Source organism: Pseudenhygromyxa sp. WMMC2535 (assembly GCF_011083025.2).
The window spans coordinates 8,304,887-8,316,578 of sequence record NZ_JABJWV010000001.1 but is presented as its reverse complement, the minus strand read 5'-3'; the positions used below and the strand labels follow the sequence as shown (position 1 = coordinate 8,316,578).

Sequence of the window (11,692 nt, the reverse complement as noted above, 5' to 3'; positions counted from 1 at the left end):
AACCGCGAAGCCGAAGCAATGCGTATCCTCCATGTCTCCAGTGAGTGCGCGCCCTGGGCCAAGTCCGGTGGCCTGGGCGATGTCGTCGGGGCGCTCCCCGACGCGCTGTGTCGGGCCGACGACGGGGTCCAGGCCGCCGTCGTCATGCCCTTTTATCGCAAGGCACAGGTCGCCCTGGCCAAGCGCGGGCTGGCGCCCTCGGACACGGGGATCGTCGCCGACGTCAGCCTCGGCCCGGCGACGGCGCGGGTTCGCTTCTTGCGCCTCGACCGACCCGGGCGCGCGCCGGTCTTCTTCGCGGCCAACGACGCCGCCTTCGGCCGCGACGGCCTCTACGGCTACGACGACGACTCGCTGCGCTTCATCTTGTTCAGCAAGGCCGTCGTCGGGGTGGCCCGCGAGCTGCTCGGCGCGCCGCCCCACGTGATCCACTGTCACGACTGGCACACGGGGCTGATCCCCGGGCTCGTCGCGACCAACGCCCGCGCTCTGCTTCCGGGCACGCGCACGGTGATGACCGTGCACAACCTGGCCTACCAGGGCATCTGTAGCAAGGAGCTGCTGCCGCTCACGGGTCTGTCGTGGGACGTCTTTCACCTCGACGCCTACGAGTGGTTCGACCACATCAACCTGCTCAAGGGCGGCATGGCCCTGGCCAACGCCGTGACCACGGTCAGCCCGACCTACGCCCGGGAGATCCAGACGCCGGAGTTCGGCGCCCAGCTCGACGGCTTCCTGCGCCGCCGCCGGGTGTTCGGGATCCTCAACGGCATCGACACCGAGGAGTGGGATCCGACCAGCGATCCGCATTTGGCCGCGCACTACGACGCCGATCATCTCGATGGGAAGCGCGCCGTCCGGGCGGCGCTGCTCCAGCGCTGCGGCTGGTCCGAGCAGCCCGAGGTGCCGGTGCTCGGCGTCGTCAGCCGGATGACCGCGCAAAAGGGCCTCGACCTGGTCCTCGCGCTGATCTCCGAGCTCTACGCTTTCCCCGCGCGCCTGGTGGTCCTGGGCACGGGCGTGCCCAGGCTCGAGGACGGCTTTCGCCTGGCTGCGCGCCACTACGGCCGCAACGTCCGCGCGCAGATCGCCTTCGACGTCCCGCTCTCCCACGCGCTGATCGCCGGCTGCGACGCGCTCTTGGTGCCCAGCCGCTTCGAGCCCTGCGGGCTCACGCAGATGTACGCCATGCGCTGCGGGACCGTGCCCATCGTCCACGCCACGGGCGGCCTCGCGGACACGGTCCGAGACCCCGGCGACGGCGGCCTCGCCGGCGGCGAGGGCACCGGCTTCGCCTTTGGTCACCCCACGGCCGTCGGCCTGCGCTGGGCCATCGGGCGGGCGGTGCGGATGTTTCGCGAGCACCCCGAGGGCTGGCGGACCATCCAGCGCACGGGGATGGCTCGGGACTGGAGCTGGTCGCGCTCGGCGGCCGACTACCTGCGCCTCTATCGTGCGCTCTGAACACGACGGCCGCGAGTGGTGTCGAGAGCGGGAGGCGGTCTCGCCTCCCGCCGGGGAACCCTCCCGAGGGCCCTAGGAGCCCGTGGTGAAACCCAACACGACACCTCGCTTGGTCCTTCCGCCGATGACGTTGTCGCCAAAACTTGCGGTACGCTCGGTACAGCGGCGTTTTGGCTTCGCGCCCTCGACGAAAACCCCAAGCGAGGTGTCGTGTTGGGTTTCACCACGGGCTCCTAGGGGCTCGCGCTCGAGGGGACGCTGGCCTGCGCCCGCGCGAGCCCTCGTCGAGGGGATCGCGCCCGCTCGTGCTGGTCGCAGGTCGCTCGCTCAGGCGCGTGAGTCGAAGCGCAGGGGCAGGCGCGCGAGCCCGCGCAGGTGGAAGTTGGGGTTCCACTCCAGCGGCCCCGGCTCGCGGGAGAAGGCCGGCAGACGCTCGAGGATCTCCTCGAAGGCGACCTTGCCCTCGAGCCGCGAGAGCGGGGCGCCCACGCAAAAGTGGATGCCAAAGCCAAAGGTCAGGTGCGCGGGGTTGCGGGTGATGTCGAAGCGCTCGGGGTCTTCGAAGCGCGCGGGGTCGTGGTTGGCCGAGTCCATCAGCACGCCGAGCTGGGCGCCGGCGGGCAAGGTCACGTCGCCCAGGGTGGTCTCGCGGGTGGTCGAGCGAGAGCCCATCACCGCTGGCGGACGGTAGCGCAGGGCCTCCTCGATGAACCCGGGGATCAGCGAGGGATCTTCGCGCAGCTGGGCCTCGACCTCGGGGTGGTTGAGCAGCTCGGCCGTGGCGTTGCCGATCAAGTTGGTGGTGGTCTCGTTGCCCGCGATCAGCAGCACGCTGGCCATGGTCAGGACCTCTTGGGGGCTGAGCTTGTCGTCCTCGACCTGGGCGCGCACGAGGTCGCTGAGCAGGTCGTTTTTTGGCTCCTCGACGCGCTCCTCGATCATCTCGCGGAAGAAGTCGGCGAGCTCGTAGCGGCTCTTGATGATCCGCTCGATCTCTGCTTCGCTGAACACGGCGTTGAAGTTGGAGCCGATCACGATGTCGTCGGACCAGCGCTTGAAGTCTGCCCGGCGCGAGGGATCGACGCCGAGCATCTCGGCGATCACGATCACCGGCAGCGGCACGGCGAAGTCGGCCATCATGTCGAAGCTGTCCTTCTCGAGGATCGCGTCGATGAGCTCACCGGTGATCTCGCGGACGCGGCCCTCGAGCCGGGCGATGGCCCGCGGGGTGAAGGCCACGCTGACCAGCTTGCGCAGGCGCGTGTGCGCTGGCGGATCCGAGGAGATCACGGAGTCGGTGCCGATGAGCAGGTTCATGCCATCGAGCAGCCGGGAATCTTTGAGCCGGGCACCCTCGGCCATGTGCGCCGACGAGAACAGCTCCGGGTTCTTGAGGACGCGCTGCACGTCCTCGTAGCGGCTGACGAGGTACATGCCGAACTCCGGCACGTGGACCGCGGCCCCACGCTCGCGCAAGGCGGCGTAGATCGGGAAGGGGTTGTCGTAGCTCGTGGGGGAGAAGAGTTCGTGGATGATGCTCATGGCGCATATCGCAACTTTTGGTTGCGTTCGGAGCCTGGCACGACCAAAGGGTCACAGCAATAAAAAGTTGCGATGCGTTTTGGTGTCGGATGCTAGCGTCCGCAGTCGCGGGCGGGTGATGAGCAAGAAGCGCCGAGTCGGAGAGAGCAGCAAGCGCAAGGTCGTCCGGGGCGAGCCAGTGATCCGCAAGGTGCTGGCGGCGACCCTGGAGGAGGTCGCGCGCGCCGGCTACCACGGGCTGCGCATCGAGGACGTGGCCACGCGCGCGGGGGTCAACAAGACCACCGTGTATCGGCGCTGGCCGACCAAGCAGGAGCTCGTCCGCGAGGCGCTCTTGTCGATCACCACCGAGGCCTTCACGGCGCCCAAGACGGGCTCGCTGCGCGGCGACATCGGGGCGATCGCCCATCGGACCGTCGAGTTGGCCCGCAAGCCCGAGTACCAGGGCCTGTTTCGGATCATGCTCTCGGGCGGGGACGACGACGAGCTCCGGGAGATCGTCGACGGGCTCCGCGACACGCTCGGGGGGATGCCGATGGAGGTGCTCGCCGCCGCCGAGGCGCGCGGAGAGATCGCCTCGGGCATCGACCCCATCATGGTCTTCGAGGTCCTCAGCGCGACGATCAATTGGTGGGTGTTCGTCCGCCGCAGCGGGGCCGAGGAGAGCCAGCTTCAGGCGCTGATCGAGCTCCTGCTCCACGGCCTGGTCGGCCCGCGGGACACCGCGAGGCCCATGGCCAAGACCAAGCCCAGGGCCAGGACAAAGGCCAAGACCAAGCCCAAGTGAGCGATACAGGGGCGGGCGCCGGGGTCGCGCAAAAGCTTCTGGCAATGCAGTAGACTCCGCGGCTCGTGACGAAGGCTCCCAAACCCCCCGCCTCGCGCTCGGGCCCGCGTTGGCTCCCGGTGGCCATTGGCGGGCTCTTGCTCGCGCTGATGGGCCTCTTTGTCGCCCTGCGCCTCGAGCTGACCACGGAGATCACCCACTTCCTGGCCGCCGGGGAGGACGCACGCCTGGCCAAGCTCAGCCGCCAGCTCGCCGAGTCGGAGCTGACCAAGACGACGATCCTGGTGGTCGGGGTCGATCGGGGTGGGGATGGGGACAGTGAGGGGGCGACCGAGCGGGCGATCGCGGCGGTGGACGAGCTCGCCGCGAGCCTGGCCGAGCACGAGGAGGTCGCCTGGGTGCGCTCCGGCTGGCGCGAGGACAACAGCCAGGCGATCTACGAGCTCTACTTTCCCAGGCGGGTCTACTTCACGGCTGGCGAGGCGGGGGCCCTCGAGGCGAGCCTGAGCGACGCGGGCCTCGAGGCCGCCGCCGAGGCGCTCCAGCGTCAGCTGCGGCTGCCCACGGCGGCGATGATCAAGCGCGTCGCGCCCGAAGATCCGCTGCTCCTCTACCCCGCGATCCTCGAGCGCCTCGAGCACGCCCGGGCGGGGCCGCTGAGCGTCCGCGACGGGCACTTCGTGACCGCCGAGGGCGACGCGGTGCTCTTCTTCGCCACGGTCCACTCGCCCTTCCAGGCCGCGCACCAAGGTCCACTCCAGGCCGAGATCTCCGAGCGCTTCGCGGCGATGCAGGCCGAGGACCCGGGGCTGAGCCTGCGCCAGAGCGGCGTGGGTCGCTTCGCGCTGAAGTCGGAGGCGCAGATCCGCGGGGACATCACACGGATCTCGACGATCGCCACCGTCGGGGTGCTCGCGCTCTTCTTGCTGCTCTTTCGCAGGCTTCGCCTGGTCTTGCTGCCGATGCTCCCGCTCGCCGCCGGAGTGCTCACGGCGACGACCCTGTGCCTGCTCTTCTTTGGGCGGATCCACGGGCTGACCCTGGCCTTTGGGGCCTCGCTGATCGGCGTGTGCATCGACTACCCGGTGCACCTGTTCAATCACCACGTGCTCGAGCCCGATCCCGAGGGCGCGGCGGGGGCGGCTCGGCGCGTGCGCCCGGGGCTGCTGCTCGGCGCGGCGACGACGGTCGCGGGCTTCGTGGGTCTGGGCTGGACGTCCTTCCCCGGGGTGCGGGAGATCGCCGTGTTCGCGGCCGCGGGCGTGGCCGCCGCCCTGGCCGCGACGCTGTGGCTGCTCCCCCCGCTGATGGGCGCCGCGCCCCCGCCGGTGGCGATCCAGCGCGAGCTGGCGCAGCGGGCAGGGGCCGTGGTCGAGGGCCTCGGCGCGCGCCGTCGGGCGCTGCTCGTCCTGCCGATCCTCGCGCTGATCCTGATCGCCGTGGCCGCGCCGCGGCTGCGCTTCGTCGATGATGTCTCCGCGCTGACCGAGCGCGACCCCCAGCTGCTCGCCGAGGACGAGGCCGTGCGCGAGCTGGTCTCGCGCATGGACGCGGGGCGCATGGTCGTGGCGATCGGCGACGACGACGAGCAGGCCCTGGCCAAGAACGACCGCGTCCACGCGGCTCTGGTCGCCGCGCGCGAGGCCGGGGAGCTGGCGGACTTTCAGTCGATGCACGAGCTGCTGTGGTCACAGGCGCGCCAGCGCGAGAACCTCGCGGCTTATGGCGAGCCGGAGGCGTTCATGGCCCGGCTCGACGCGGCCTATGCCGCGCATGGCTTCCGCGCTGGCGTGTTCTCGGGCTTCGGCGAGGCCCTCGAGGCGCAGCGCGCCGGCGAGGGGGCACCGCCGCTGGACTGGCCGACGCTGGCGGCCTCCCCCCTGGGCGACGCCGCGGCGTCCATGCGCGTCGAGCTCGACGGCCAGATCGGGATCCTCAGCTTGACCCGCGGCGTGGACGATCCCGAGGCCGTGGCCGCGCGCCTCGACGCCCTCGGCCTCGACGACGTGCACCTCTTCGATCAGCGCGCGCTGATGGCCGAGCTCTACGGTCGCCACCGCCGCTCGACCCTCGAGCTCGTCGGACTCGGGCTGTTCGCGGTGCTCGCGATGATCGGCCTGCGCTACCGCAAGCTCGGCCCGACGCTGGCGGCGTTCACCCCGGCGCTGCTGGCCGCGGGCACGACCGTCGCGCTGCTCGTCCTCGCCGGCTTCGAGCTGACCTTGCTACACGTGGTCTCGCTGCTCTTGGTGCTGAGCATGGGCGTGGACTATGGCGTCTTCCTGGTCGAGAGCCGGCACTCGCCCGGCGAGGTCGCGGCCACGGTGCTCAGCTTGATGGCTTGCTGCCTGTCGACGGTCCTGGCCTTTGGCCTGCTCGCGATGTCGAGCAACCCCGCCCTGCGGGCGATCGGGCTGACCACGGGGCTGGGCGTGCTGCTCAGCCTGGTGCTCGCGCCGACGGCCTTGATCTTGTTCACAGGCGCGGCGGCGGCCGAGGGTGCACACTCCGGGAAGAACTGATGCTGCGCGACGCGTGTAAATCGAAGGGCTCGAGGGCGTGTGCGCTCGCGCTGACCTTGCTGAGCTCGATGAGCCTGGGCTGCCGGACCAGCGGATCCGCTGACGCCCCCGGTAGCTCGAGCGCGAGCGAGCGGGCGGTCGCGGATGCGGACGAAGGGCAGGGGGCCGGCGAGGCCGAGCCGCCCGGCTACCCCGGAGAGCTGATCTCGACCACGGCGCTCACGGACGCGTTCTTGGTCCGCCAGAAGCTCTCGGGGCGCTACGGGGAGCGCAAGTTCTCCTTCGAGGCGGTGCTCCAGCTGCGCGATGGCCAGCTCACCGTGCTCGGGCTGACGCCCTTCGGGGCCAAGGCCTTCGTGCTCGAGCAGCGCGGCACCGAGGTCGACTTTCGCGCGCTGATCGATCGCGACATGCCCTTCCCGCCGGCGTTCATGCTCCAGGACATCCACCGCGTGTGGCTGTGGCATCACCGCCTGCCCTGGGGGGCGGGTCCGCCCGCCGAGGACCAGCCCGTGGTGGAGATCGCGGGGGAGCGCGTGCGTGAGGAGTGGTCCGAGGGAGTTTTGAATGCGCGCAGCTTCGAGCGCCTCGACGGCTCGCCGGCGGGGACGATCCGCGTGGAGTACGTGGGCGGGCAGCGAGAGGGGGCGCCGGCCGAGCGGGTGATCCTCGACAACGGCTGGTTCGGCTATCGGCTGGAGATCGAGACCGTCGAGTGGCGCTCGCTGTGATCTGAACACGCTCACAGCGACCCCGTCCAAGCCGCCTGTTCGAGCTGTTCAAGCTGTTGCGCCGCTGCTATTTTCGCCCGTCCATTCATGCGCTCAGGCGTCCCCATCACCGCATACTCGGCCTGCAACGGCCTGGGCCAGCACACCGAGGCCGTGCTCGACGGGCTCTTCGCCGGGCGCCGAGGCCTGCGCCCTGCCGAGTCGAGCTACGGCGTCAGCACCTGGCTGGGCGCGGTGCCCGAACCGCTGCCGGCGCTGATGCCCGCGGTCGCGCGCTTCGAGGGGCGGCAGGCTCGTATCGCGCAGCTGGCCACGCTGCCCCTGCTCGACGCCGTCGAGGCCGCCAAGAGCCGCTGGGGCGCCGAGCGCGTCGCCCTGATCGTGGGCACCAGCACCGCTGGCATCGCGGACAGTGAGCGCGCGTGGATCCACCACCGCGAGCACGGCCGGCTGCCCGAGGGCTACGACATCGCCCGCCAGCACGCCATCTACGCCTGCGTCCAGGTGATCCGCTCGCTCACGGGTGTCACCGGCCCGGGCTACGCCGTGTCCTCCGCCTGCTCGTCGAGCGGCAAGGTGTTCGCCTCGGCGCTGAGGCTGATGCGCGCGGGGATCGTCGACGCGGCGGTGGTCGGCGGGGTCGATAGCCTGTGCCAGATGACCGTGCGCGGCTTCGCCGGCCTCGAGGTGCTCTCGGCGGATCCCTGCCGGCCGTTCTCGAGCGAGCGCCAGGGCATCAACATCGGCGAGGGGGCCGGGCTGCTCTTGCTCGAGCGTGAGGCGCCCGCTGGTGGGGGCACTGGCGTGTCCTTGCTCGGCGTCGGCGAGAGCTCGGACGCCCACCACATGACGGCCCCGCACCCCGAGGGCCTGGGTGCGCGGATGGCGATGGCGCGCGCCCTCGACATGGCGGGGGTCCCGGCGCGCGAGGTCGATCAGATCAACGTTCACGGCACGGGCACCATCAAGAACGACGAGACCGAGGCCCGCGCCATCCGTGAGCTCTTCGCCGCCGGGCAGGACTCGCTGCCGCGCTCGCTGGCCGTCGTCGCCACCAAGGGCTACACGGGTCACATGCTCGGCGCCGCAGGAGCCACCGAGGCGATCTTCGCCTGCGCGACCATCGAGCGCGGGCAGCTGCCGGCGAGCGTTGGCGCGGACCCCATCGATCCCAGCTTGGGTGTCGAGCTCGACGCTCGCCCCCGCGACCGCGCCAGCCGGCGGGTGCTCAGCAACTCCCTGGCCTTCGGCGGCTCCAACGTCAGCGTGCTCTTGGGGGCCGAGGGATGAGCGAGCTGCGAGCGCGGATCCGCGGCGTCGGCTTGTGGGCCGCGCAGGCGCCGAGCTTCTCGGCCTGGGTGGACGCGGGCTGTCCCGAGCAGCTCGCGGACGCAGACGAGGCCGCCAGCGCCCTCCGCCCGCCGGCGAACCTGCTCCACCCGCGCCTGCGCCGGCGGACCAGCACGCTGACCCGCGCCGTGGTCACGGCCGTCGAGGCGGCCGCGGCCCAGGGCGGCGCGGACATCGGTGACGCCCGCTACGTGCTGGTGTCGAGCTACGGCGAGATCGAGACCACCGTCGACCTCCTCGGGCAGCTCAGCGCGTTTGGGGCACCGATCTCGCCGACCAAATTCCACAACAGCGTGCACAACACGGCCACCGGCTACCTGTCGATCGCCTCGGGCAACCACCGCAGCTCCACGGCCCTGTCCGGGGGCAGCCACGGCCTCGAGGTCGGCGTGCTCGAGGCCCTCGCGGGGCTCCAGGAGCCCGGGGCCGGCGATTGCTTGCTGCTCTTCGCCGAGGAGCAGCTGCCCGCGCCGATGGATCGCCCGGACTCGGATCCGACCTTCGCCGTGGCCTTCCACCTGTCGGCCGACGCCGGCGAGGCGACGCAGCCGGGCGCACTGGATGTCGAGCTTTGCCTCGTTCCTTCCTCGGGCGCCGCAGGTCCGGGCGCCGCAGGTCCGGGCGCCGCGGGTCGGGCAGGGGACTCCCTGGGATCGGTGTGGCAGGCCCTCTTGCCCTTGCTGCGCGGCCTGGCCGAGCTCGAGGCGGGCGGCGACGCGGTCTTTGCCCCCTTGGCCGTCGCGCCCGAGCCCGGCGTCGCGCTGCCCTGGCAGCTGCGCCTGTGCCGGCGGCCCAGCGCCTCCGAGAAGGCGTCATGAGCGAGGCGCCCCCCGTGGACGCAGGGCCGCCCTGGCCGCCCGTCGCCGAGCTCGTCCCCCACGAGCCGCCGATGCTGCTGATCGAGGCGGTCCTCGACTGGAGCCCGGAGCGCGCGAGGATCTCGGCGACGGTCCGGCCCGGCAGCCCCTTCGTGCACGAGGGCCGGCTCGAGGCGAGCTACTGCCTCGAGTACATGGCCCAGGCCATCGCCGCCGCCCGCGGCCTGCAGGTGCGGCTGAGCGGCGAGCCGCCGAGCATGGGCGTGCTCCTGGGCAGCCGCGAGCTTCGCCTCGAGGTCGAGAGCCTCGCGGTCGGGGACGCGCTCGAGCTCGTGGTCGAGCGCGTCTACGTCGAGGGCAAGCTCGGCAGCTACGCCTGTGAGACCTGGCGGGCCGGGCAGCGCGTCGCCTCGGCGACGATCAACGTGATGTCGGCGTCCGCCGAGGACCTCGCCGGCGGGGAGGGAGCGCAGTCGTCATGAGCGAAGAGCAAGGCAACGCGGACCACCAGGGCCCCGCGCGCTGGGCCCTGGTCACCGGGGCGAGCCGCGGGATCGGAGCGGCGATCGCCGAGCAGCTGGCCGCGGCCGGCTACGGGGTGATCATCAACTATCGCAGCAACCACGCGGCCGCCCAGGCCGTGCGCGCGCGCATCGAGGCGGCCGGGGGCGCCGTCGAGCTCGCGCCCTTCGACGTCGCCGACGCCGACGCCAGCGCGGCGGCCCTCGACGAGCTCCTGGCCAGCGGCAAGGACATCGCCGTGCTGGTGAACAACGCGGGCGTCAGCGCCGACGCGGCCTTCCCCGCCATGACCCGCGAGGCCTGGACCAAGGTCCTCGCCCCGAGCCTCGACGGCTTCTACAACGTCACCCAGCCCCTGGTCATGCCCATGGTCCGCCGCCGCTTCGGGCGGATCATCAGCATCAGCTCGGTCTCCGGGCTGATCGGCAACCGCGGCCAGGTCAACTACTCGGCGGCCAAGGCCGGGCTGATCGGGGCCACGCGCTCGCTGGCCCGGGAGCTCGCCAAGCGCAAGATCACCGTCAACGCCGTGGCCCCCGGGCTGATCGAGACCGAGATGAGCGCCCACGCCCCCGCCGACGAGATGGTCGAGCTGATCCCCATGCGCCGCCTCGGCGCGGCCGAGGAGGTCGCCAAGCTCGTGTGCTTCCTGGCCAGCGAAGACGCCGCGTACATCACCGGCCAGGTCATCGCGATCGACGGGGGGCTGACATGAGCGAGGCGCGGCGGGTCGTCGTCACTGGCATGGGCCTGTGCAGCCCGATCGGCAACGAGCTCGACGTGGTCAGCGAGGCGCTCCAGGTCGGCCGCGGGGGGATCCAGGCGGTGCCCGAGTGGCCGGCGCGCTACAAGATGAACACCGGCGTGGCGGGCCTGGTCGAGGGCGTGGAGCCGCGGCTCTACCCCCGGCGCAAGGTCAGGACCATGGGCCGCGTGGCCCTGCTCGCGGCCTTCGCCAGCGAGCAGGCGGTGAGCGACGCGGGCCTGGTCCGCGAGCAGCTGGCCGACGGGCGCGTGGGTCTGGCCTACGGCTCCACCCACGGATCCTCGTCCGAGACCGAGGCCTACTGCCGCGAGGTCTTCGCGCACGACAGCCTCCAGGGCATCGCTGGCAGCCAGTTCCTCAAGTTCATGAGCCACACCTGCGCCGCGAACCTCGCCGAGTTCATGGGCGTCCGCGGCCGAGTGCTGCCGACCTGCTCGGCCTGCACCAGCGGCAGCCAGGCCATCGGCGCGGCCTACGAGTCGATCCGCTACGGCATGGCCGACGTGATGATCGCCGGCGGGGCCGAGGAGGCCCACTTCATCCCCGCGGGCATCTTCGACGTGATGTTCGCGGCCTCGAGCAAGTTCAACGCCACCCCCGAGGCCACGCCGCGGCCCTTCGACGCGGCCCGCGACGGCGTGGTGATCGGCGAGGGCGCGGGGACCTTGGTGCTCGAGTCCTACGAGCACGCCCGGGCTCGTGGGGCGCGGATCCACGGCGAGCTGCTCGGCTACGCCACCAACTGCGACGGCATCCACCTGACCAACCCCTCGTGGGAGGGCATGGCGGCGTGCATGCAGCTCGGCCTCCAGGCCGCGCGCGTCGAGGCCAGCGACGTCGACTACGTCAACGCCCACGGCACGGCCACCGAGCTCGGGGACATCGCCGAGTCGCGCGCCACCGCCCACGTGCTCGGGGTGCACACCCCCGTGTCCACGCAAAAGAGCCACACCGGCCACACCCTGGGCGCCTGCGGGGCGCTCGAGGCCGTCTTCTCCCTGCTGATGATGCAGCGCGGCTTCATCGCGGCGAACCGCAACCTCGAGCGCGTCGACCCGCGCTGCGCGGGCCTCGACTATGTGCGAGGAGACGCGCGCGGCGCCAAGCTCGACGTGGTCATGAGCAACAATTTCGCCTTCGGTGGCATCAACACCAGCCTCGTCTTTCGGCGCGTCTGAGCGCTGACGAGC

Annotated in this window: 10 protein-coding genes; 9 read left to right on the top strand and 1 reads right to left on the bottom strand. The window is 71.5% G+C overall.

Features of this window, described 5'->3' with window-relative positions; translation table 11 throughout:
* Nucleotides 1-18 precede the first annotated feature (18 nt).
* Complete coding sequence (glgA, locus tag G6O69_RS32110; protein WP_172307281.1) at nucleotides 19-1,464, top strand: glycogen synthase GlgA; 1,446 nt, start codon at nucleotides 19-21, stop codon at nucleotides 1,462-1,464.
* 327 nt (nucleotides 1,465-1,791) lie between these two features.
* Here the strand turns inward: glgA and G6O69_RS32105 are convergent, their stop codons facing one another.
* Entirely contained in the window at nucleotides 1,792-3,006 is a 1,215-nt protein-coding gene (locus G6O69_RS32105) for a cytochrome P450 (RefSeq protein WP_172307280.1), read from the bottom strand.
* An 82-nt stretch (nucleotides 3,007-3,088) separates the two neighbouring features.
* Here G6O69_RS32105 and G6O69_RS32100 point away from each other — a divergent pair, with 82 nt between their 5' ends.
* The 8 genes from G6O69_RS32100 to G6O69_RS32065 all read left to right on the top strand — a co-directional run bounded on the left by G6O69_RS32100 (nucleotide 3,089) and on the right by G6O69_RS32065 (nucleotide 11,680).
* A complete protein-coding gene (locus G6O69_RS32100; protein WP_346017111.1) occupies nucleotides 3,089-3,793 on the top strand; it encodes a TetR/AcrR family transcriptional regulator in 705 nt (234 codons plus the stop codon).
* Nucleotides 3,794-3,858: 65 nt separating this feature from the next.
* Nucleotides 3,859-6,315: an MMPL family transporter gene (locus tag G6O69_RS32095; protein ID WP_172307278.1), complete on the top strand. Its 2,457-nt coding sequence runs from the start codon at nucleotides 3,859-3,861 to the stop codon at nucleotides 6,313-6,315.
* Nucleotides 6,315-7,046 (top strand): DUF3261 domain-containing protein, encoded by a 732-nt coding sequence (locus tag G6O69_RS32090; protein ID WP_172307277.1) that lies wholly within the window; start codon nucleotides 6,315-6,317, stop codon nucleotides 7,044-7,046. Before G6O69_RS32095 ends, G6O69_RS32090 begins: the two co-directional genes overlap by 1 nt.
* An 87-nt stretch (nucleotides 7,047-7,133) precedes the next feature.
* Nucleotides 7,134-8,336, top strand: coding sequence for a beta-ketoacyl-ACP synthase (locus G6O69_RS32085; protein WP_172307276.1), 1,203 nt, complete (start codon nucleotides 7,134-7,136; stop codon nucleotides 8,334-8,336).
* Nucleotides 8,333-9,214: a beta-ketoacyl synthase chain length factor gene (locus G6O69_RS32080; protein WP_172307275.1), complete on the top strand. Its 882-nt coding sequence runs from the start codon at nucleotides 8,333-8,335 to the stop codon at nucleotides 9,212-9,214. Before G6O69_RS32085 ends, G6O69_RS32080 begins: the two co-directional genes overlap by 4 nt.
* Nucleotides 9,211-9,696 (top strand): hypothetical protein, encoded by a 486-nt coding sequence (locus G6O69_RS32075; RefSeq protein ID WP_172307274.1) that lies wholly within the window; start codon nucleotides 9,211-9,213, stop codon nucleotides 9,694-9,696. The genes G6O69_RS32080 and G6O69_RS32075 overlap by 4 nt, the downstream gene beginning before the upstream one ends.
* Nucleotides 9,693-10,451: a 3-oxoacyl-ACP reductase FabG gene (fabG, locus tag G6O69_RS32070; protein ID WP_172307273.1), complete on the top strand. Its 759-nt coding sequence runs from the start codon at nucleotides 9,693-9,695 to the stop codon at nucleotides 10,449-10,451. The genes G6O69_RS32075 and fabG overlap by 4 nt, the downstream gene beginning before the upstream one ends.
* Nucleotides 10,448-11,680: a beta-ketoacyl-ACP synthase gene (locus G6O69_RS32065; protein ID WP_172307272.1), complete on the top strand. Its 1,233-nt coding sequence runs from the start codon at nucleotides 10,448-10,450 to the stop codon at nucleotides 11,678-11,680. Before fabG ends, G6O69_RS32065 begins: the two co-directional genes overlap by 4 nt.
* Nucleotides 11,681-11,692: the final 12 nt, after the last annotated feature.

What these genes read in the sequence shown, in the direction of transcription:
- glgA (WP_172307281.1), top strand. Translation starts at nt 19, where the DNA reads ATGCGTATCCTCCATGTCTCCAGTGAGTGCGCGCCCTGGGCCAAGTCC.
- G6O69_RS32105 (WP_172307280.1), bottom strand. Translation starts at nt 3,006, where the DNA reads ATGAGCATCATCCACGAACTCTTCTCCCCCACGAGCTACGACAACCCC.
- G6O69_RS32090 (WP_172307277.1), top strand. Translation starts at nt 6,315, where the DNA reads ATGCTGCGCGACGCGTGTAAATCGAAGGGCTCGAGGGCGTGTGCGCTC.
- G6O69_RS32085 (WP_172307276.1), top strand. Translation starts at nt 7,134, where the DNA reads ATGCGCTCAGGCGTCCCCATCACCGCATACTCGGCCTGCAACGGCCTG.
- G6O69_RS32080 (WP_172307275.1), top strand. Translation starts at nt 8,333, where the DNA reads ATGAGCGAGCTGCGAGCGCGGATCCGCGGCGTCGGCTTGTGGGCCGCG.
- G6O69_RS32075 (WP_172307274.1), top strand. Translation starts at nt 9,211, where the DNA reads ATGAGCGAGGCGCCCCCCGTGGACGCAGGGCCGCCCTGGCCGCCCGTC.
- fabG (WP_172307273.1), top strand. Translation starts at nt 9,693, where the DNA reads ATGAGCGAAGAGCAAGGCAACGCGGACCACCAGGGCCCCGCGCGCTGG.
- G6O69_RS32065 (WP_172307272.1), top strand. Translation starts at nt 10,448, where the DNA reads ATGAGCGAGGCGCGGCGGGTCGTCGTCACTGGCATGGGCCTGTGCAGC.